General features: G+C 69.6%; 19 protein-coding genes and 1 pseudogene. 11 read left to right on the top strand and 9 right to left on the bottom strand.

The annotated features are described in order from the left end of the window. Positions 1-24: 24 nt before the first annotated feature. The 4 genes from BLR02_RS22680 (at position 25) to BLR02_RS29705 (ending at position 3907) form a co-directional block, all read left to right on the top strand. Complete coding sequence (locus BLR02_RS22680; protein ID WP_090664746.1) at positions 25-1332, top strand: LLM class flavin-dependent oxidoreductase; 1308 nt, start codon at positions 25-27, stop codon at positions 1330-1332. Between the two features lie 177 nt (positions 1333-1509). Then, positions 1510-2745 carry an argininosuccinate synthase gene (locus BLR02_RS22675; protein ID WP_090569604.1) on the top strand — a complete coding sequence of 412 codons (1236 nt, stop codon included), beginning with the start codon at positions 1510-1512 and terminating at the stop codon, positions 2743-2745. Positions 2746-2747: 2 nt separating this feature from the next. Further along, positions 2748-3533: a potassium channel family protein gene (locus tag BLR02_RS22670; protein ID WP_090664745.1), complete on the top strand. Its 786-nt coding sequence runs from the start codon at positions 2748-2750 to the stop codon at positions 3531-3533. A gap of 203 nt (positions 3534-3736) precedes the next feature. Then, positions 3737-3907 carry a hypothetical protein gene (locus BLR02_RS29705; protein WP_176849744.1) on the top strand — a complete coding sequence of 57 codons (171 nt, stop codon included), beginning with the start codon at positions 3737-3739 and terminating at the stop codon, positions 3905-3907. Between the two features lie 4 nt (positions 3908-3911). On the opposite strand, the gene BLR02_RS22665 is transcribed toward BLR02_RS29705, so the two are convergent. Together BLR02_RS22665 and BLR02_RS22660 are read right to left on the bottom strand one after the other, a co-directional pair. Then, positions 3912-4874 carry a Bug family tripartite tricarboxylate transporter substrate binding protein gene (locus BLR02_RS22665; protein ID WP_090664744.1) on the bottom strand — a complete coding sequence of 321 codons (963 nt, stop codon included), beginning with the start codon at positions 4872-4874 and terminating at the stop codon, positions 3912-3914. A 51-nt stretch (positions 4875-4925) separates the two neighbouring features. Beyond that, entirely contained in the window at positions 4926-6011 is a 1086-nt protein-coding gene (locus BLR02_RS22660; RefSeq protein WP_090664743.1) for a mechanosensitive ion channel family protein, read from the bottom strand. An 80-nt stretch (positions 6012-6091) separates the two neighbouring features. Here BLR02_RS22660 and BLR02_RS22655 point away from each other — a divergent pair, with 80 nt between their 5' ends. Next, entirely contained in the window at positions 6092-6283 is a 192-nt protein-coding gene (locus BLR02_RS22655) for a hypothetical protein (RefSeq protein WP_090569592.1), read from the top strand. Positions 6284-6343: 60 nt separating this feature from the next. Then, positions 6344-6967, top strand: coding sequence for an FMN-binding negative transcriptional regulator (locus BLR02_RS22650; RefSeq protein ID WP_090664742.1), 624 nt, complete (start codon positions 6344-6346; stop codon positions 6965-6967). 39 nt (positions 6968-7006) lie between these two features. Here the strand turns inward: BLR02_RS22650 and BLR02_RS22645 are convergent, their stop codons facing one another. Further along, positions 7007-7981: a TAXI family TRAP transporter solute-binding subunit gene (locus BLR02_RS22645; protein ID WP_090664741.1), complete on the bottom strand. Its 975-nt coding sequence runs from the start codon at positions 7979-7981 to the stop codon at positions 7007-7009. A 143-nt stretch (positions 7982-8124) separates the two neighbouring features. Here BLR02_RS22645 and BLR02_RS22640 point away from each other — a divergent pair, with 143 nt between their 5' ends. Continuing rightward, on the top strand, positions 8125-8823 hold the full coding sequence (locus BLR02_RS22640) for a CBS domain-containing protein (RefSeq protein ID WP_245704910.1): 699 nt from the start codon (positions 8125-8127) through the stop codon (positions 8821-8823). Here BLR02_RS22640 and BLR02_RS22635 read toward each other — a convergent pair. The 3 genes from BLR02_RS22635 to BLR02_RS22625 all read right to left on the bottom strand — a co-directional run bounded on the left by BLR02_RS22635 (position 8802) and on the right by BLR02_RS22625 (position 15817). Next, on the bottom strand, positions 8802-10058 hold the full coding sequence (locus BLR02_RS22635; RefSeq protein WP_090664740.1) for an MFS transporter: 1257 nt from the start codon (positions 10056-10058) through the stop codon (positions 8802-8804). The two genes, BLR02_RS22640 and BLR02_RS22635, sit on opposite strands and share 22 nt — an antisense overlap. Before the next feature lie 3 nt (positions 10059-10061). Beyond that, the gene (locus tag BLR02_RS22630) at positions 10062-11084 is read right to left on the bottom strand and encodes a ParA family protein (RefSeq protein WP_090664739.1); all 1023 of its coding nucleotides are present in this window, start codon (positions 11082-11084) and stop codon (positions 10062-10064) included. Positions 11085-11188: 104 nt separating this feature from the next. After that, the gene (locus tag BLR02_RS22625; RefSeq protein ID WP_245704909.1) at positions 11189-15817 is read right to left on the bottom strand and encodes an NAD-glutamate dehydrogenase; all 4629 of its coding nucleotides are present in this window, start codon (positions 15815-15817) and stop codon (positions 11189-11191) included. A 110-nt stretch (positions 15818-15927) separates the two neighbouring features. On the opposite strand from BLR02_RS22625, the gene BLR02_RS22620 reads away from it, so the two are divergent. Together BLR02_RS22620 and BLR02_RS31135 are read left to right on the top strand one after the other, a co-directional pair. Next, positions 15928-17151, top strand: coding sequence for a cupin domain-containing protein (locus tag BLR02_RS22620; protein WP_090664737.1), 1224 nt, complete (start codon positions 15928-15930; stop codon positions 17149-17151). Continuing rightward, positions 17148-17561 (top strand): OmpA family protein, encoded by a 414-nt coding sequence (locus BLR02_RS31135; protein WP_090664736.1) that lies wholly within the window; start codon positions 17148-17150, stop codon positions 17559-17561. The genes BLR02_RS22620 and BLR02_RS31135 overlap by 4 nt, the downstream gene beginning before the upstream one ends. Positions 17562-17566: 5 nt before the next feature. Here BLR02_RS31135 and BLR02_RS31130 read toward each other — a convergent pair whose 3' ends face one another. Beyond that, the gene (locus BLR02_RS31130; RefSeq protein ID WP_218128030.1) at positions 17567-17902 is read right to left on the bottom strand and encodes an amidase family protein; all 336 of its coding nucleotides are present in this window, start codon (positions 17900-17902) and stop codon (positions 17567-17569) included. Between BLR02_RS31130 and BLR02_RS31125 the strand changes: the two genes are divergently transcribed. Continuing rightward, on the top strand, positions 17896-18087 hold the full coding sequence (locus BLR02_RS31125) for a hypothetical protein (protein ID WP_218128029.1): 192 nt from the start codon (positions 17896-17898) through the stop codon (positions 18085-18087). The genes BLR02_RS31130 and BLR02_RS31125 overlap by 7 nt on opposite strands. Here BLR02_RS31125 and BLR02_RS22610 read toward each other — a convergent pair. Together BLR02_RS22610 and BLR02_RS22605 are read right to left on the bottom strand one after the other, a co-directional pair. Continuing rightward, positions 18045-18956 (bottom strand): annotated as a pseudogene (locus BLR02_RS22610) (amidase); the annotation flags it as partial. The gene BLR02_RS31125 and the pseudogene BLR02_RS22610 overlap by 43 nt on opposite strands. Then, the gene (locus BLR02_RS22605) at positions 18953-19918 is read right to left on the bottom strand and encodes an NAD(P)H-dependent flavin oxidoreductase (RefSeq protein ID WP_218128028.1); all 966 of its coding nucleotides are present in this window, start codon (positions 19916-19918) and stop codon (positions 18953-18955) included. The gene BLR02_RS22605 and the pseudogene BLR02_RS22610, both read right to left, overlap by 4 nt. A 46-nt stretch (positions 19919-19964) precedes the next feature. Between BLR02_RS22605 and BLR02_RS22600 the strand changes: the two genes are divergently transcribed. Then, positions 19965-20804, top strand: coding sequence for a VOC family protein (locus BLR02_RS22600; protein ID WP_176849743.1), 840 nt, complete (start codon positions 19965-19967; stop codon positions 20802-20804). Positions 20805-20853 lie beyond the last annotated feature (49 nt).

Raw genomic sequence — 20853 nt, 5'->3', positions numbered from 1 at the left:
TATCGAGACCGAGAGGCCTGCCGCATGACGACGCCGCGCCGGATGCACCTGGTCGCCTATCTGAAGACCGGGCCGACTGCCAATCATCCGGGGGCTTGGCGCCACCCGGAAGCTGACCTGCACGACATCTTCGAGCCCTCCCGCTATGAGCACCTGGCGCGGGTGCTGGAGGCCGGCTGCTTCGACGCTTGCTTCTACGCCGACACCTTCGGCCTGCCGGATATCCATGGCGGCAATTTCGACGCCTATCTGCGGCTCGGCGGGCAGATCAGCTACCTCGACCCGCTGACCATCCTGCCCTTCATGGCGCGCGTCACCCGGCATCTCGGCCTCGGGGCGACACTCTCCACCACCTTCATGAACCCCTACTACCTGGCGCGGACGCTGGCCTCGCTCGACATGGTGACGAAGGGACGGGCGGCCTGGAACGTCGTCACCTCGGCGACCGATCTCGAGGCGCGGAATTTCGGCCTGGACGGCATCCCGCCCAAGCACCTTCGCTACGACCGCGGCGACGAGGTGCTGGAGGCCTGCTGCGCCCTCTGGGACAGCTGGGAGCCGGATGCCTTCGTGATGGACCGCGAGCGCGGCGTCTTCATCGACCCGTCCAAGGTCCGTTACACGAATTTCGAAGGGCAATGGGTCAAGACCCGCGGCCCGCTGACCATCCCGCGCACGCCGCAGGGGCGGCCGGTCTTCCTGCAGGCCGGCGCCTCCGACCGCGGCCGGGAATTCGCCGCGCGCTGGGCGGAGATGATCTTCTGCACGCCGCACAGCAAGGCCGACACCATCGCCTTCCATGACGACATCAAGGCGCGGCTGGACAAGTACGACCGCCCGCCGGAAGCCTGCAAGATATTGCCCTCCTTCGCCGTGACCGTGGGCGAGACGGAATCGATCGCACGGGAGCGGCACGCCTACCTGCAGTCGCTGATCGACCCGGAGGCGCAGCTGATGCTGAACTCCTCCCTGCTCGGTGCCGACCTGTCGAAGCACCGCACGGCCGAGGAGGTGGCGAAGGCCCAGGGCAACCAGGGCATCTCCGGCTCGCATGACCGGGTGCTGCAGCTGATGGAGCAGGAGCGGATCAGCTTCGCCGAAGCCGCGAGCAAGCCGCGCGACCTGCTGGTGGGCACCCCGGCCATGATCGCCGACCAGCTCGAGGACTACTTCACCAGCGGCGCCTGCGACGGCTTTATCATATGGCCGACCATCTCGCCGCTGATGCTGGAGGATTTCTGCCGCACCGTAGTGCCGGAGTTGCAGCGCCGCGGCCTGTTCCGCACCGAGTACCGTGGAAAGACATTACGCGAGAACCTGCAGGCGCCCTGAGGCGCCTGTTCCCTTGCTCAGGCAATTCGGGATGGTCTCACGATTGAGACGCCCGGCGGCGGCCGATGGCCCGGCCCTGGCCCTTGGGGCGCGGCAATGCCTTGTCCTCCGGCCGCAAACGGGGCATCAGGCGCAGGGCCCTCCAGGGCAGCCTCAACCGCCGTCAGGAACGGAAGCATGCGCGTGAAGGATGTCAAGAAGGTCGTGCTGGCCTATTCCGGCGGCCTCGATACCAGCGTCATCCTGAAATGGCTTCAGACCACCTATCGCTGCGAGGTGGTGACCTTCACCGCCGATCTCGGCCAGGGTGAGGAATTGGGCCCGGCGCGGGACAAGGCGCTGCTGCTCGGCATCAAGCCGGAGAACATCTTCGTCGATGACCTGCGGGAGGAATTCACCCGCGACTTCGTCTTTCCGATGTTCCGCATGAACGCCCTCTACGAGGGTCAATACCTGCTCGGCACCTCCATCGCCCGGCCGCTGATCGCCAAGCGGCAGATCGAGATCGCCGAGCAGGTGGGCGCGGATGCCGTCGCCCATGGCGCGACCGGCAAGGGCAACGACCAGGTGCGCTTCGAGATCGGCTATTATTCGCTGAAGCCTGACGTGAAGGTCATCGCCCCCTGGCGCGAATGGGAGCTCACCAGCCGTACCAAGCTGCTGGAATTCGCCGAGCAGAACCAAATTCCCATCGCCAAGGACAAGCGTGGCGAGGCGCCTTTCAGCGTCGACGCCAACCTGCTGCACAGCAGCTCCGAGGGCAAGATCCTCGAAGAGCCCTGGGACGCCCCGGACGAGATGGTCTGGCAGCGCACCATCAGCCCGATGGAAGCGCCCGACACCCCGACCGAGATCGTGGTGGAGTTCGAGCGCGGCGACGCCGTCGGCATCAACGGGAAGCGGATGTCCCCGGCCGCGCTGCTGACCGAGCTGAACGCCCTCGGCAAGGCCAACGGCATCGGCCGGCTCGACCTCGTCGAGAACCGCTTCGTCGGCATGAAGTCGCGCGGCTGCTACGAGACGCCGGGCGGCACCATCCTGTGGCAGGCGCATCGGGCGATCGAGAGCATCACCCTCGACCGCGAGGCGGCGCATCTCAAGGACAGCCTGATGCCGCGCTACGCGGAGATCGTCTATAATGGCTTCTGGTTCAGCCCGGAGCGCCGGATGATCCAGGCCATGGCGGATGAGAGCCAGCACAGCGTCACCGGCGAGGTGAGGATGAAGCTCTACAAGGGCAATGTCATCGTCACAGGCCGCCGTTCGCCCAACAGCCTCTACTCGATGAAGCATGTCACCTTCGAGGAGGATCAGGGTGCCTATGACCAGTTCGACGCCCAGGGCTTCATCAAGCTGAACGCCCTCCGGCTCCGCCTCGGCGCCATGGCTGGGCGGCGCGGCGGCGCGCTGTAAGGATGTCAGCGCTGCGGCACGGCCGGTTTCGGGTCGCGCTGCGGCGCCTTTACCGGTCCGAAGTGCCGGAGGCCCGCCGCTTCCGCTATGCCCTGCTCGGCCTTGACCTGCTGAGCATCGGCTGGATTATCCTGGCCTCCTTCCTGCCGCTTACGGGCACGGTGCTGGCGATTGATGTCGGCCTCGGCCTCGTGCTGCTGGCCGAATTCGTGGCCCGGCTCAGCGCCAGCGCGCGGCCCTGGCGCAGTCTGGTCCAGCCGCTGGAGCTGGCCGACCTGCTCGGTATCCTCTCGCTGCTGCTGGCGCCGCTGCTCCATGGCGCGCTCGGCTTCCTGCGCGTGCTGCGGACGCTCAGGCTGCTGCATTCGGTGCGGCTCATCGCTTCGCTCCGCAGCGACCTGCCATTCTTTCGCCGAAACGAGGAGGCGACGCTGGCAGCGGCCCAGCTCACCGTCTTCATCTTCGTCATGACGGGGTTGGTTTTCGAGACGCAGCATCGCGGCAATCCGGAGATCAACAATTACGCGGATGCGCTCTATTTCACCGTCACCGCACTGACCACCACGGGCTTCGGCGACATCACGCTGCAGGGACAGGTCGGGCGGCTGCTAACGGTCGTCATCATGCTCGCCGGCGTCACCCTTTTCCTCCGCCTCGCGCAGACGCTGTTCCGCCCGAACAAGGTCCGCTTCGACTGCCCAGGCTGCGGCCTGCAGCGGCATGAGCCAGATTCGGTCCACTGCAAGGCCTGCGGCACCCTGCTCAATATCCCCGACGAGGGTAGCTGAGGCGGGGTTTAGCCGGCAGGCAACACAACGCCCCCGAACTCCGCCCAGCAGCGGGGGAAGGGGCCATGCCGCAACGCATGCGATCATGATCCATCAGATCCATCCTGAGCGCGCTGTTCGGGCTCTCCGCCCTGCTGCTGCTCGGTGGCAGCGGGGAGCTGCTGCGCGAGGCCTGGCTGCGGAATGCTGAATCCGCCCGGCTGGTGAAGGACACCCAGGCGGTGCGCCAGATCTTCGGCGCCACCAGCGACATGCGGCTCGAACGCGGCAATGCGTCGCTGGCACTGGGCGGCCCGGCCGTCGAGCGGGATGAACGGCTCGCCGGCAACCGGGCGGATGTCAGGCGCCTCCACGCCGCGGTGAAGGCGGCGTAGAGGGTCAGTCCGCCCGGATCCCGGTCTGCGCCACGATCTGCTTCACCACCGCCCGCTCCCGCTGGATCCGGGCGGCGAAGGCCGCCGAGCCTTCGGTCACAGCGTCATTGCCGGTCAGCGCCAGCTTCTGCTGGGTGGCTGGGTCGCGGGTGGCAGCCATCATCGCCGCCTCCAGCCGTGCCATGACGGGCGCCGGCGTGCCGGAAGGCGCGAAAAGGCCGTTCCAGCTCGTCAGGTCATAGCCCGGGAAGCCGCATTCGGCGATGGTTGGCAGGTTGGAGAGGCTGCCGCGGCGTTCCCCGCTGGTCAGCGCCAGCCCGCGGACCTTGCCGTCCTGGATCAGCGGGCCGAAGCTGTTCGCCGTGCCGATGGCCGCATCGATGACGCCGCCGGCCAGATCCCGCGCCGACTCTGCCCCGCCCCGGTAGGGTACGTGCTCGAGCCGGATACCGGCGCGGTTCTCGAGCAGCGCGCCCGCCAGATGGCCGACCGTGCCAACGCCCGGCGTGCCGTAGCTCACCCCCGGATGCGCCTTTGCATAGGCCAGGAAGCCGGCGAAGTCCTGCGCCGGAAAGTCCCGCCGCACCACCAGCACATAGGGTAACGCCACCGCCTGCCCGACCGGGGCGAAGGCCTTCTCGTAGTCGAAGGTGAGGCCCTTCACGATGAATGGCACGACGAGGAAAGCGAAGCTCTCGAAAAGCAGAGTGTAGCCATCGGGCGGCGATTGCGCGACCACCCCGGCGCCGATCGAGCCGCCAGCGCCGGTGCGGTTCTCGATCACCAGGCTCTGCCCCAGAGCCTCCGCCATCTTCGGTGCCAGCAACCGTACCACCGTGTCTGACTGCCCGCCGGGCGCATAGGGAGCGATGACGCGGATCGGCCGCTCCGGCCAGCCCTGGGCCCCGGCGCGATGGGCCGCGGCGGCGGCCAGTGCACCTCCGATCACCGTTCGACGACGCCACATGTCACCCCCTCCCGTTCTTGGCGGAAAGGCTGGCGACCATGCCGCACTCGGTCAAGCCGCCCGCACCTCCGTGACCGAAAGCCGTGCCTGCGGCAACGCTTTCGGATAGTGCTCAGCGAGGAAGGCGATGAGCTGTTCGCGCATCAGGCACCGCAGGTCGAACATCGCTCCGGAATTGGCGGCGCTCATCAGCACGCGGATCTCGACGCTGCGCTCCGTCAGGTCGGTGACCTGTACCGCGAAGACGCGTTTGTCCCAGAGCGGGCTGGCCTCCAGGATGCGCCGTGCCTCCGCCCGCAAGGCGTCTACAGGCACCGTGTAATCCACATAGACGAAGGCGGTGTCGAGAAGCTGGGCGCTGGTCTTTGTCCAGTTGCGGATCGGGCGTTCAGTGAAATAGGCGATCGGCACGACGAGCGAGCGCTGATCCCAGGTGGCTATGGTCACATAGGTGGACGTGATCTCCGCCACATGGCCCCATTCCCCCTCAACCACCACCGCATCACCGAGGCGGATCGGCTGGGTCAGCGCGATCTGGATGCCGGCGATGAGGTTGGAGACTGCCGGCCGCGCCGCGAGGCCGGCGACGATGCCGGCGACACCGGCGGAGGCAAATAGGCTGAGCCCCACCGCCCGCACCGCCGGGATGGCCGTCAGCACCACCCCCGCCGTCAGCAGCACCCCGGCCGAGACCGCAAGACGGCGGAAGACGATGAGCTGGGTGCGGCGGCGGCGCTGCAGCCAGTCCGCATCCTCGCCGAGATCGCCCTCCATATAGGCGTCGAAGATGGCGGCCACCTTGCGTGTCATGGCCCAGCCGATCGCCGCCACAAGGCCAAGCGCGGCGGCCCGGCTGGCCGCCTGCTCGGCGGCGGTCGGCAAGTCCACCGTCGGCAGCGCCACCTCAACGGCTATCAGCGCCACCGAGATCTGTACCGCGATGCGGCCATCCGCGATCACCCGCCGCAGCACCCGGGCCTGGCCATTGGCCAGGATGCGATCGAGCAGGGTATGCAGCAGCCGCAGCGCGAGCAGCGCCAGGACGGGGGCAAGGACGAAGGCTATCAGGAGGGACAGCCAGATCGGCATGTCCCGCCCGCCCACCAGGATGTCATTGAACATGGGCACCTGTTCCATCGAGCAGCCGCCCCAACGCAGCAAAGACGGAACCGTGGCGTCCGGGGCGCGCTGGATGCTCGATACGGAGGAGGTGCAACATGCCGAACCAGACACCAGCGCCACAAAAAGGCACCGGCGAGCAGCCCTGGACCGAGGAGGAGAAATCCCGCGGCGCGGCGAAGCCGGAGGAGATCGAGGAGGCCGGAGGTTCCCCCCAGGGCCGCCCCAATGACGACCGCGCCAGGACCGAGAGCGCGGCCGCTGAAACTGAAAGCGACAAGCGTCCTTAGAAAACTGCCGCAGCTTCACCGTATTGGACGAGCCGTGCCTTCCGGCGGCATGCTCGGCCCATGTACACGCCCACCGCCTTCCGGGAGGACCGCCCGGAGATCCTGCATGCGCTGATCCGTGAGGCGCGCCTTGCCCTGCTTGTCTCGAACGGCGCGGGAGGTCTGCCTGACATCACCCACCTGCCGCTGACGCTCGATGCAGGGCAGGGCGTGCTGATCGGCCATCTTGCCCGCGCCAACCCGCATTGGACGGCGCTGCGAGAGGTCGGCCGGGCCATTGCGGTGTTCCAGGGGGCAGAGGCCTATGTCTCGCCCAACTGGTATCCGTCGAAGGCAGAGCACCACCGGGTGTTGCCGACCTGGAACTACGAGGCGGTGCATGCCGAGGGGCCGGTCGAGATCATCGAGGATGCGGCGCGGCTGCACGCGATCGTCAGCCACCTAACAGCGGAGAAGGAGGCGGCCCAGCCCCGCCCCTGGTCGGTTGCGGATGCGCCGGAGGGATTCGTCGCCGGGCAATTGAAGGGCATCGTCGGCCTGGTGCTGCGGATCGAGCAGCTGACCGGCAAGCGCAAGTTGAGCCAGAACCGCACTGCCCCCGACCGGGCGGGCGCCACAGCCGGCCTCGCCGCCAGCGCCGATCCACGCGACCGGGCGACGGCTGCGGCCATGCAGCGGGGGTGAGGCGAAAGGGCGGCGGCCCAGGGACCCCCGCCCTCCCCATCAGGCCAGGGTTGCGCCCTGCTTCTTCCAGAAGGCCTCGGCCGCCGGGTGCCAGGGCACGCCGGCCGCTGCGGTCTTCTGCCGCTCCATCGTGAAGCCGCGCCCCTCGGCATGCACCTGGGCCAGCTCGGCACGGTTGTTCCAGGTGCTCTCGAGGATTTTCGTCACCTGCTCGTCCGGCATGGTGTCCAGCACGCCGAGGATGTTGGCCACCGACATCTGCTGGTTGTCCGTGGTCTGGCCGGGATAGGTGCCGGCCGGGATCACCTCGGGGAAATAGACCGGCCCGTGCTTCGCCGTGATCTTCGGCACCAAATCGGCATGGTCGACCAGGCGGATGGTGATGCCGGGCGAGGCGGCAAGGTCGGTCACCGCGCTGGTCGGCACGCCGGAGACAAAGAAATAGGCGTCGAGCTTGCCGTCCTTGACGGCGTTGGTGCTCTCGGCCGGCGACAGGCGCTCGCGGGCGCGGAAGTCCTTGTCACGGTCGAGGCCGGCGGCCTCGATCAGCCGGAAGGCCATCACCTCGGTCGCCGAGCCGGGCGCGCCGCTCGAGACGCGCTTGCCCTTCATGTCGGCGATGCTCTGGATGCCGCTCGAGGCCGTCGTCACCACCTGCATGCGGTTGGTGTAGAGCACGGCGATGGCGCGGACCTTCACCGGCCGCCCCCGGAAACGGTCCTGCCCGTTCACCGCATCCACGCAGGCATCGACCTGGGAGAAGATCAGCCCAACCCGCCCGGCGCCGAGCAGCTGGTTGTTGGCGACCGAGCCGCCGGTCACCTCGACCGTCGCGCTCATCCCCGGGATGGTGCGCGAGAGGATGTTCGCGAGGCCGCCACCGAGCGGGTAATAGACGCCGCCCGTGGTGCCGGTGGCAATGGCCAGCTGCAGGTCCTGGGCGCGGCCGATGCTGGGTGCGGCCAGTGCGGCACTGCCGGCGGCAAGCAGGGTGCGGCGTGTGAAGCGGATCATTCTTCTTGGTCCTCCCGGTTGGGTCACGTCGCGCCAGACATAACTATTCCGCTCCGATCGCGGAAGGGCCGGCTTGCGCCGGATCAAGGTGCGCCGGCCCGGGGCGGCGCATCTTCCGGTCATCGGCGAAGGAGAAACCTGCCATGACCAGCCTCACCGCCCGCGACCTGATGACCCCGGATGTCGTGACCGTGCCGCCGGAAACGCCGGTCACCGCCATTGCCCGGCTGCTTGCCGAGCGCGGCATCTCCGCCGTGCCGGTGCTCGACCATGATGGCCGCCTGCGCGGCATCGTGACCGAGGCCGACCTGATCCGACGCCTCGCCGGTGCCGAGGACCGGCCGGCCGGCTGGTTGCGCCGCCTGCTGGGCAACCCCGCGACCGAGGCGGAGCGCTATGCGCGCACCCATGGCGTGACCGCGGCCGATGTGATGACCGAGCAGCTCGTCACCGTCACCCCGGATACCACCGCGACCCATGTCGCGCATCTATTGGAGGAGATGGGCATCCGCCGCGTGCTGGTGGTGGAAGGGGGCCGGCTGCGCGGCCTCGTCAGCCGGGCAGACCTGCTGCGCGCCCTGGTCGCGCCGCCGCCCGAGGCGCAGGGCCTGTCCGACTCCCGCATCCGTACGGCGGTGCTGGCGGCGATGCGGAAGCAGCCCTGGGCGGATACCTTCACCACCATGGTCGAGGTGGACCACGGCACCGTCACCTTCCACGGCTTCGTCCGCAGCGAGGCGGTCCGGCGGGCACTGCGCGTACTGGCGGAGAATGTTCCCGGCGTCATCGGCGTGGTGGATGATACCCAGCCGATGCCGGCCTATCTCTCCATCGCCGCGTAAGGCCTGACGCCTGCGAGGATGGCGGCGCCCAGGGCGAGGAAGATCACCACTGTCGCCATCCCCGCCCGCTGGCTGCCCGTCGCCGTGGTGATGGCCGCCAGCGCCGCCGGGCCAAGGAAGCCAGTGACCCGGCCGCTGAGGGCGAAAAGACCGAAATGTGCCGCCACCTCGGCCGGCGGGGCGAGGCGCGCCATCAGCGTACGGCTCGCCGCCTGGGCCGGGCCGATGAAGACGCCGAGCGCCAGGGCCAGGGCCCAGAAGGCGGGCTTGCCTTCCACCACCAGCAGCCCGGCGCTGAGCAGCACCAGCGCGCCGAGCGCCACCATCACCATGCGCTTCGACCCCACCCGGTCCTCGACGAGGCCGAAGCCGGCGGCGCCGAGTCCGGCCGTCAGGTTCAGCGCGATACCGAAGACCAGGATCTCCTCGAAGCCCATGCCGAAGACGCCGGCGGCATAGATCGCGCCGAAGGCGAAGAGGGTGTTCAGCCCGTCGGTGTAGAACAGGCGCGCGACCAGGAAGCGCGCCATCACCGGGTTGCGTGGCAGGCCGCGCAACAGGCGGATGATCTCCGCCATCCCTCCCTGCGCCGCCGCCCACCAGCCGGGCCTCGGTCCCTGCGCGCCCGGCAGCAAGGCGAGCACCGGCCAGGCGAAGGCGGCGACCCAGGCGGCGGTCAGCAGCGCCGTCGCCCGCACGGGCTCGGCGCTCGCGGCGTCCAGCCCGAAGAGTGGCGGCTTTGGCTGCACCAGCACCACCAGCGCCAGCACCAGGCAGACAAGGCCCCCGGCATAGCCGAGCCCCCAGGCGAGGCCGGAGACGCGGCCGATCTGCGCGGGTGCCGCCACCTCCGGCAGCAGCGAGTTGTAGAAGACCGTGCCCAATTCGAAGGCGATGGTGGCAAGGCCGACGCAGGCGAGCGCCCAGAGCGCATCTTCCGGCTGCGGCCGCGCGAACCAGATCCCAGCGGTCGCCACCACCATCACCGCGGTGCAGAGGCCGAGCATCAGCCGCCGCCGGCCACCAGCATCGGCGACGGCGCCAAGGGCGGGCGAGAGCAGGGCGATGACGATGCCCGCCACCGTCTGCATCCAGCCCCATTGCGCCTGGCCTGTCGCCGGGTCCGGCGCGATGCCCTTGGTGAAATAGGCGGCGATGACGAAGGTGGAGACGACGGTGGGGAAGGCGCTGTTCGCCCAGTCATAAAGGGCCCAGGCCCAGGCCTGGCGGGTCATGATCTACAGCTTAGAGATTACAGCTTTGGCTATGTCATCAATTTGATTTCGTATCGAAACGATTAGTCTCTTTTGCGCATCAGACCAAGAACTTTTTCCGCCTGTTAAATCCTTAACCTGCTGATGCTTATCAAGTTTCGCGGCAGGTATGTTTTGCCAAAGGCTATTTTGGATGAGAACATTCATATCTTCAATTTTACCCAGCAAACTACTTCCAGCTTTATGAACAACCGGATCGTAAACAGTTATCGATGATACGAGAGCTTGCGTAAGCCGATCTATTGCCTTGGTGATATTTTGAAAATGAGCATCATCAGCGCGCAAAAGCTTACCGTCACGGGTATCAAATCCATTAAATACCCACCCAGCGAAAACGGGTCTGCCGAATTGATCATACTCAACAGAACCGTAGTTATTTGCTTTAAATCGCACCAAACCGTTTTGCCAATCCGCAACGAATTGCGGCAACATTTGTGCTATGAGGCCAATACAATATTCACTAAACGTATCAGAGGTACAAGGAATTACTAAATAATCTGACGAATAAAGAGCCGACCTTACAAGGCCACCAAACGAGGGCGGAAGATCAATTAATACATAATCATAATCACAACCCTCTTCTGATAATTTTCTCTCAAGCGTGCGCAGTGCCACAAATTTAGCAATTCCATTGCCAGTCAGCAAATCGTTGCCGACGCTTAGTGCGTCTGAATACACATTCAGCCAAAAATCTCCAGCAACGAGATGGACATTTGGATTTGTGCTTGGCCCCTTGTAAACGTCAATTGGCCCCGGACCTGTATTTTGCAGATATCCTTGGAGAAAAGACCTTATAGTTTTTGGAATTGAAGCGGATGCAACAAGCGCCTTAAAAGGCTCTGCCCCCAACATCGCGATCGACAAATTGCATTGTGGATCAAAGTCTATAATTAGAACTTTTTTTCCGTTTTCTGCAAGCTGATCGGCCAGATTCCATGTGATATTAGTCTTTCCTACGCCGCCTTTGTTGTTAAAACGCTCAAGAATTTAGCCATGAGACACCTTACCTTTTCCCGAAAAGGCTAACGCGGCAAGCCTTAGATTCGCAACTGTGAATGAGAATTTTCTTATCTTAGAACCAAGAAGGAATTTTACGCCACCGCCGCCAGCGCCCGCACCGCGACGCCGATTGCCGCCAGATCGCCGGCCATTGCCGCCTCCCGCGCCAGCGCGATCTCCGCCTCGGCCGAGGGAGCCTTGCCGGCCAGCCGGGCGGCGGCGAGCCGCGCCTGGATGGTACCGAGATCGGCCAGCAGCGCCGCCCGTGCCCGCGGGCCGAAGGGGCCGGGCGCCGGGGCCGACTGCGCCGCCGCATGCAGCGCCTCGATCCCATACTCGGCACCGACTGCGGACCAGGCGGCGGCGGCGGCCTCAGGCGCCGAGCCAGTGGCGCCGGAGAGTTGCAGGATCACCGGCGCGGCGGCCAGGCGCCCGGCCGCCGCGGCCAGCGCCACCGCCTCCACCGGCAGCCCGGCCTCGCGCCAGGCGGCGGCCTCCGGCCCCGGCTCCGCCCCGGCCACCAGCGCCGCGACGCCCGGCTGCAACGCGGCCAAAGCGAGCTCCAACGGCCGCGGCGCATCGAGCAGGCCGAGCGCCGCCTCCTCCTGCAGCCGCCGCAGCGCCATCAGAAGGTCGAGCCGCGCCCCGGCCGGGGCGGCGGAGGCATCCGCCGCATTCGCCGCCGCGGGCAGGGCGAAGATCTCTCCGGCCAACCAGGCGGCGCGAGTGACCGTCACCGGATCGGCGGCCGCCGCCAGCCGGCCGAGCGCGGCGCAGCCGAGGCGGTTGGCCACCTCATTGGCGATGGCGGTCGCCACCAATTCACGCCGCAGCCGGTGGCGGGCGATCATCTGCGGAAAGCGTTCCTGCAATGGGTGCGGGAAATAGGCGAGCAGCAGCGGGGCGAAGACCGGGTCATCCGGCAGGTCGCCGGCCTCGATGGCCTCGGTCAGCCAGAGCTTGGCGAGTGGCAGCAGGGCGGCGATAGCCGGGCGGGTCAGCGCCTCACCGCTGGCGATGCGGCTGGTCATGGTGGCGGCGTCAGGCAGGCCGGCAACGGCACGGTCGAGCACGCCGGCCGCTTCCAGCCGCAGCATCAGCGCCGCCTGGGCCGGCAGCGCCTCGGCCCCCGCCCTTTCCTCGAGCGAGACGGCCAGCGCCTGCTGCGCATTGTCGCGCAGCACCAGCTCCGCGACCTCATCCGTCATCTCAGCGAGCAGCGCGTCGCGCTGGGTGCGGGTCAGCGCACCGGAGGCTTCGGCATCGGCCAGGAGGATCTTGATGTTCACCTCATGGTCGCTGGTGGAGACGCCGGCCGAATTATCCAGCGCATCGGTGTTAATGCGTCCACCCGCGCGCGCGATCTCGACGCGGCCAGCCTGCGTTACGGCAAGATTGGCGCCCTCCCCAACGACGCGGGCGCGCACCTCGTCTCCGTTGACGCGCAGCGCGTCATTGGCGCGGTCGCCGGCCTCGGCCTGGCTCTCCGTGCCGGCCTTCACATAGGTGCCGATGCCGCCGAAATAGAGCAGGTCCACCCGGGCGCGCAGGATCGCCTGCATCAGCGCCGCAGGCTCGATCCGCTCCGCCTCGAGGCCGAGCAGGGCGCGGACCTGCGGCGAGAGCGGGATGGTCTTGAGGTTGCGTGCAAAGACCCCGCCGCCAGCCGAGATCTTCGCCGTGTCGTAATCCGCCCAGGAGGAGCGTGGCAGGGCGAAAAGGCGTTTGCGCTCGGCGAAGGATGCCGCCGGATTCGGGTCCGGGTCGAGGAAGATGTGGCGGTGGTCGAAAGCCGCGACGAGCTTCGTATGCGGCGTGATCAGCAGGCCGTTACCGAAGACATCTCCCGACATGTCGCCGATGCCGGCGCAGGTGAAGTCCTGGCTGAAGATGTCGTGCCCCAGCTCGGCGAAATGCCGCGCCACCATCACCCAGGCGCCGCGCGCGGTGATGCCCATACCCTTGTGGTCGTAGCCGGCCGAGCCGCCACTGGCGAAGGCATCGTCCAGCCAGAAGCCGTATTCCGCGGAGAGGCCATTGGCGATGTCGGAGAAGGTCGCCGTGCCCTTGTCGGCGGCGACGACCATATACGGGTCGTCGCCGTCGCGCCGCACCACCCGCGCGGGCGGTACCACACCCCCAGGCGAGAGGTTGTCCGTGATGTCGAGCAGCCCGCGGACCAGCAGCCGGTAGCAGGCGACGCCCTCGGCCTGGAAGGCCTCGCGCTCCGCCGGCACATTCTTGAGGACGAAGCCGCCCTTCGCCCCGGTCGGCACGATGACGACATTTTTTACCCGTTGAGCCTTCATCAGCCCGAGGACCTCGGTGCGGAAATCCTCCCGCCGGTCGGACCAGCGGATGCCGCCGCGTGCCACCGGCCCGGCGCGGAGATGCACGCCCTCCATCCGCGGCGAATGGACGAAGACCTCGCGCCAGGGCCGCGGCGCCGGCATCTCGCCGGCCGCGGCGCTGTCGATCTTCAGCGACAGGTAGTCATGGCCCTGGAAGTAGTTGGTCCGCAGCACCGCGCCCAGGACCCCGTGCAGGCGGGAGAGGATGCGGTCCTCGTCCGGATTCTCCACCGTGTCGAGCAGCGCCCGCCAGGCAGTATTCAGTGCCGCCTCCTCGCCGCGTGGCCGGTCCGGGTCGAAGCGGGCCTGGAAACGGTCGAGCAGCAGCCGCGCCGCGGCGGGGTGCGCCGCCAGCGCCGCCTCCACACTGGCCTGGGCAAAGGGGAAGCCCACCTGCTTGAGCCAGCGGTAGAGTGCCCGCAGCAGCCAGCATTCGCGCCAGCCGAGGCCGGCACGGAGCACCAGCCGGTTGAAGCCATCCGCCTCGGCCCGGCCGTCGAGCAGCGCGGCCAGCGCCTCGAGCAGCGCCGGGAAGCGCGCGGGCTCCGCCGCCGCGCCGGGCTCGAGGGTGAAGACATGCAGCACCACCACGCCTTCGCCCGCGGGGCTCAGCCGGTGCGGCACCTCCTCGATGGCGCGGAGGTCGAGGCTCTCGAAGAGCGGCAGCGCATCGGCCAGTGGCAGTGGACCGCCGGGATTAGCCAGCCGCAGCACCAGCCCGGCGGCACCCGCCGGGCGGGCGAGCACGGCGGCGGGCCTCCCTTCGGCAAGCGCCCGTTCGGCCAGCGCCAGGTCGGCCGCGCCCTCGGCCCCCGTCGCCACCTCGCGGTAGGCCGCGGGGAAGGCATCCCGCCAGCGCGCCAGCGCCGCCGCGGCGGCCGACTCGCCCCGCTCGGCAGCCAGCGCCTCGGAAAGGCGTTCCGGGAAGCCGCGCGCGGCCTGGACGATGGCGGCCTCCAGCGCCGCCTCGTCGAACTCGCCCGGGCGGGCCGGGTCGGTGCCGATGATGTAGTGGATGCGCGCCAGCGGCGAGTCGCCGAGCGCGATGTACCAGGCGCTCAGCTTCCCGCCGCAGGCCCGCGCCAGCATGGCCCCCACCCGCTCGCGCAGCCGGGTGTCGAAGGTGTCGCGCGGCAGCCAGGCGATCGCCGAGACGAAGCGGCCGAAGGGGTCGCGTCGCAGCGCCAGCGCCGGGCGAGGGCGGATCTGCAGGTCGAGCGCGCGGCGGGCGGCGGCGAGGATCTGCGCCTCGGGCGCCTGGAACAGCTCGTCGCGCGGCCAGGTGTCGAGGATGTTGCGCAGCGCCCGGCCGTCATGCGCCTCCGGGTCGTAGCCGGCGGCGCCGAGGATACGGTCCACCTTCTCGGCCAGCAGCGGGATGCTGCGCGGGTTGCGGTTGTAGGCCGAGGCGGCGAAGAGGCCGAGGAAGAGCCGCAGGCCGACCACCGCGCCATCCGGGCCGAGCAGGTCCGTGACGATGACATCGGCATGCTGCGGCCGGTGAACCGTGCTCCGCATATTCGCCTTGGCGATGGTGACGGCCGCGGAATCCGTCAGGGCGGCACGCAGCGCCGGCGGCAGCGCGCCCTCGCCGCGCAGAACGTCGAAGACCGGCAGGGCCAGGTCGCGCAGCAGGCCGAGATTCTCCGCCTCGGCGGCGCGAAGGCCGCCATCCGGCGTCAGCATCAGCCGGCGGTGGCCGAGCAGGACGAAATTATCCTCCATGAGCCAGCGCAGAAGGCCGATGGCGCCGGGTTCGGCGCGCGGTGCCACCTCATCCGCCGCACGTCGCAGCAGCGCTGCCATGGCGGGGAAATCCTCCACGGCGCGGCGGGTATCGGCCATCGCTCCGGCCAGCGCCGCCTCGAGCCCGGCCCAGTCATCCGGCGCGGCGCCCGGCAGGCCGGGCAGCAGCGCGGTGGGCGCGGCGCCGAGGGTGATGCGCATCATGCTCTCCGGATGGCCATCCCGGCCCAGGGAGAGCAGCCGCCCGGCGGCATCGCGCCGCACCGGCACCACGGGGTGAAGCAGCTGGCGCACCACCCGCCCCTGCCGGGCCAGGGCGCCGAGGGCGCTGTCCACCAGGAAGGGCATGTCGTCGGTGACGATCTCCGCCACCGCATGCGGCCCCTGCCCGGTCGCGGGCGGGATGACGCGCAGGCGGGCCACTCCCGGCGGCCGCTCCTGAGCGAGGGCGAAGAGGCTGGCGGTGGCGGCCGCCACTGCCTCCGGCGCGGCCAGTTCGGCGGTCGGCACCTCGGCATGCAGCAGGTGGAGCAGCGCCGCCGCCTCCCCCGGCAGTGCGGGCGCCTGGCGCCGCAGCGCATCCTCCGCCAGGTGGAGCAGTTCAAGCCGGGCCGGCTCCGTCATCCTTCGTCCATCCCCCGTATTTGCCGGCATCCTTCGCGGCTTCGGGCGCCGACTGCAAGCTGCACGGAACGGTCCCGCTCGGGCGCGTGATCTGCTACAGGAGGGGGACCATGACCATGACCCTTGCCGAGCTGCTCGCCCCGGTCACGCCCGAGCGGTTCTTCGCCGAGTACCATGACCGGAAGCCCCTGCACGTCCAGGGTGGGGCGGCGAAATTCGCCCATGTCCTCTCCTGGCGCCAGATCAACCGGCTGCTGGACATGACCCATATCTGGTCCGGCCATTCGCTCCAGCTCGTCATGGACGGCACGCCGGTGCCGCCCGAGCAGTATTGCGGCCGCGCCACCAGCCGGGACAACGCCCAGGTCCTGCAGCCCGAGGCGCCCAAGGTGCGGGACTGGGTGAAGCGCGGCGCCAGCATCGTCATGAACGACGTGGACAGCCTCACCCCCGGCCTCGCCGCCGTCTCCGCCGCGCTGGAGGGGGCCGGTCTCGGGAAGGCGCAGGGGAATGTCTATATCTCCTGGCAGAGCCACAAGGCCTTCCCCGCCCATTTCGACACCCATGACGTCTGGGCGGTGCAGGTGGAGGGGGAGAAGACCTGGAACCTCTGGGAAGGCCGCGCCGAATGGCCGATCGCCCACCCCGTCTTCCGCAACATGCCCCAGGCGCAGCACGAGCAGCAGAAGGGCAAGCTGCGGGAGCGCGTGTTGCTGCGCCCGGGCGACCTGCTCTATTTGCCGCGCGGCTGGTACCATGACGCCCTGGCCGGGGCCCCGGCCTCGGTCCATATCGCCTATGGTGTGCATGCGCCGCTCGGGATGGACCTGCTCAACATCCTCGTCGAGCGGGCGCTCTACGATGTGGAATTCCGCAAGCCCCTGCCGCGGCAGGATGGCAGCGCGGCGGCCAAATTCGCCCTCACCAGCCGGGCCGGCGCGCTCGGACAACGCCTGGCCGAGCTCTGCCGGGAGCCGAAGGTGATGGAAGTGCTGGAGCGCTTCGTCGCCGATTACCGCTTCTCGCGGGGTGGCCACGACCTGCTGGCGGCGCGCGGCATCGCCCCGCCGAGCGAACAGGCCGTGGCGGAGGCGGATGCCCCCGCCTTCCGCGTGCTGGCGCCGGGCGCGAGGCCGGTGCGGCGCGGCGCCGATTGGGTGCTGAAGACCGCCTCGGGCGCGGTGTCCCTCGCCGGGCCGGAGGTGGAGGCAGCCGGCTGGCTGCTGGCCCGGCCGGATGTGGCGGAGGCCGAGTTGCGCGCCGCCCATCCCGGCGTCGATGCCGCGGCACTGCTGGCGCGGCTCAAGGATGCCGGGCTGCTGGCCGCCGCATGATCCCTATCCTCGCTGCCCTCCTGCTGCTGCCCGGCCTGGCCCTGGCGCAGCCCCGTCCCTTCACCTGCGTCGGCGCCGAGCAGCTGGAGGATGACTCCTTCGCCATCCCCTTCCCGCGCGGCGCGGCGGCGCCGGGCCCGGCCGCCCGCACCAATCTGGAAGCCGCAGCCGACCGTGCGAAGCGGGAGCCGGAGCGGTTGATCTGCGTGCTCGGCCATGCCGACCCGCAGGAGGGCGGCGCCCAGGCCGGCGTGCAGCTCGCCGCCAAACGCGCCGGGGCGGTGGCCGAGGCGCTGGCCAAGCTCGGCGTGGAACGCGACCGTATCCGCGCCGAGGCCCGGCGCGCCGCCTTCGCCCGCGGCACCGTGCCGGCCGAGCGCAGCGTGACAGTGGTGCTGCTGCCGCCCTGAGTGGCCTAGCCTTCCTGCCACGCCGCCCATGGCTCCGCCGCCTCCCACTCCCGCGCCAGGGCGCAGAGCAGGCCATCGGCCCCCGTCGGGCCGACGAGCTGGAAGCCGATCGGCAGGCCCGAGACCGAGGGCCGGCCCGGCAGCGCGATCCCCGGCAGCCCCGCGAGATTGGCGAAATTGGTGAAGACGGCATGGCCGCGTGGCCCGACCGCCTGGCCATCGATGACCGCTGGCGCCACCGTCCCGGCCGGCCAGGGCAGGGCCGCGGCGGCGGGTGTCAGGATCAGGTCGGTGGCTGGTGAAGAAGCCCGCCATCCGGCGGCGGAAGGCCGCGATGCCATCCATCGCGCCGAACAGCGCCGCCGCCGGCAGCGCCCGTCCCGCCGCGGCCATCTCCCGCAGCATCGGGGCGCTCGCCTCGCCCCCCTTCGCCGCCAGCAGCCAGGCAAGGCCGGACTGTCCGATCGGGTTGAACAACGCCGCCAGCATGTCGGCGCCGAAGGGCGCCTCGCCCTCCTCCACATGATGGCCGAGGGCGGCGAGCCTCCCGGCCGCCGCCGCCGTGCTGGCGGCGATCTCGGGGTCAACCGGATTCGCCCCGAAACGCGGCACGAAGAGGATGCGCTGCCGCCGGACGGCCTCCGGCACCACGAAGGGCGGCATGGCGCGGCAGAGCGGGTCCCGTGCATCCGGCGGGGCCAGCAGGGCAAGCAGGGCGACGAGGTCGGCGCTGGTGCGGGCGATCGGCCCGATCTGCTCGAGGTCGAGCAGGATCGCGGGCAGCCCGTCGCAGCGCGGTACCCGGCCCGGCGTCGGCTTCAGCCCGACCAGCCCGGTATGCGAGGCCGGCCGGCGGATCGAGCCGCCGCCATCCGTCCCAAGCGCGAGCGGGCCGAGCCCGGCCGCCACCGCGGCAACCGCCCCGCCGGAGGAGCCGCCCGGCGTCAGCGCCATGTCCCACGGGTTGCGCGTCGGGCCGAAGACCGGGTTGTCGGTATAGCCCTGCAGGGTGAATTCGGGGACGTTGGTCTTGCCCAGCAGTACCAGCCCTGCGGCGCGGAGCCGCGCCACCGGCAGCTCGTCCCGTTCCGGGACGAATTCGCGGAAGAGCGGGCTGCCCCAGGCGCAGGGCAGGCCGGCGACGGCGATGTTGTCCTTTGCCGTGAAGGGCACGCCATCCAGCGGCGAGAGCGGCAACCCGGCCCGCCAGCGCCGGGCGCTGGCCTCGGCGGCGGCGCGGGCGCCGGACTCGTCGAGCGCGACGATGGCGTTGAGGCCTGGGTTCAGCCGAGTGATACGGGCCAGCACCGCCTCCAGCGTCTCGACCGGCGAGAGCGTCCCCTGGGCGAAGCGACCGGCCAGGGTGGTGGCGGAGAGCAGGGCCGGGTCGCTCATGCCACCATCCCCCGCAGCCGGACGAGGCCGGCGGCCGCCTCCTCGGCCATGCGGGCGATGATGGCGCCGGCCGGCTCCACCCCGCCAATCAGCCCGACGCACTGCCCGGCCCAGACATAGCTGTCGAGCAGGTCGCCGCCATCGGTGCCGCGGGCATTGGCGGTGCCGGCGATCATGGCGACGATCTCCTCCTTCGGGGCGCCGGCCGCCTCGGCGGCGACGATCCGCTCGGCATGCGGGCTGCGCAGCACCCGGCCGGGCATGCCGAGCGTCCGCTTGATCAGCATGGTGTCCGCCGGCGCCGCCCCGGCCAGGGCATTCTTGTAATTGTCATGCGCGACCGCCTCGGCGCTGGCGACGAAGCGGGTGCCCATCTCCACCCCCTCGGCGCCCAGCGCCAGCGCAGCGAGCAGGCCCGCCCCGGTGGCGATGCCGCCCGAGGCCAGCACCGGGATCTTCACCGCCGCGACGGTGCGCGGGACCATCACCATGGTCGTCTCGTCGGACCGGCCGATATGGCCGCCGCCCTCATAGCCGACGGTCGCCACCATGTCGGCCCCGGCCGCCTCGGCCTTCCTCGCCAGCTCAGGCCCGGCGGTCAGCACCAGCGTCCTCGCGCCCACCTGCTCGCAGCGGCGGATGAAGGGGGCCGGGTTGCCGGCGGTCAGCGCGATGATGCGCACGCCCTCCTCCAGTGCGGCATCGAGGCCAGGGGTGATATCGTTCCGGCCGATCGGGAAATTCACCGCGAAGGGCTGGTCGGTCAGGCTGCGGCAGCGGCGGATCTCGGCCCGCAGCGCCTCCGGCCCGTCGAGCCCTGCCGTGCTGATCTGTCCGAGCCCCCCGGCGTTGGAGACGGCGGCGGCGAGGCCCGAGAAGGCCACGCGCGCCAGCCCGCCCTGCACGATCGGGTAACGGATGCCGAGCAGGCGGGTGACGCGGGTTTCGATGGCGTGCGACATGACGCTCCCTTGTGCTGAGGCATGGGGGCTGGAGGGAATTGGGATCATGCTGACGCATCTGGGCGGGATCGACCATGGCGTGGTGCTGGTGCGGAACCTGGATGCCGCGGCGGCCGGCTTCGCCCGGCTCGGCTTCACCGTCGCCCCGAGGGGAACCCATTCCCCGCATATGGGCACCGGCAACAACTGCATCATGTTGAAGAGCGACTATTTCGAGCTGCTCGGCGTGCTCGCCCCGACGGAGCTCAATGCCGGCTGGCGGCAGATGCTGGAGACACGGGAGGGCATCTCCGCCATCGCCTTCCGCGCCCATGACGCCGAGGCCGGCGCCGCCGAGATGGCCGCGCGCGGGGTGCCGACCCTGCCGGTGCAGCAGTTCGGACGCCCCGTGACCCTGCCGGATGGCCGCACGACCGAGACCCGCTTCCGCACCTTCCACCTGGCCGAGCCGGCGGCACCGGGCCTTCGCCTCTTCGCCTGCGAGCACCTCACGCCCGAGGCCACCTGGATCCCGGAATTGACCCGGCACCAGAATACCGCCGAGGCCCTGGCCGCCATCGAGGTGCTGGCCGCCGACCCCGCCGGCACGGCCGCGCGCATCGGGCAGATGCTCGACAGCAGCCCAGCGGCCGAGCCGGACGGCGCCATGCGGGTCGAGACCGGGGCGGCGCCGCTCGTCTTCCTCGACGGGATGCAGCTCGCCGGGCGCTATCCGGGGCTCGACCTCTCCGGCCTGCCGCCCGAGGGGCCGGTGACGCTGGCCGTGCGCGTCGCCAACCCCTCCGCCGCCGTCCGCTGCGCCGCCGGCCTGGGCGCGATGGAGGGGCGCTTCGGCCTGGCCGTGCCACCGGCGGCGGCGCATGGCCTCATCCTCGCCTTCCGCTGAGCTTGCCCCCGGCAGCGGCGCCCGGCATGCTGCAACGCAACGAAACAGG

This window comes from Belnapia rosea (genome assembly GCF_900101615.1).
GTDB lineage: Bacteria > Pseudomonadota > Alphaproteobacteria > Acetobacterales > Acetobacteraceae > Belnapia > Belnapia rosea.
Note: the sequence above shows the minus strand (reverse complement) of the source record. Positions and strands in the feature narration are given on the sequence as shown.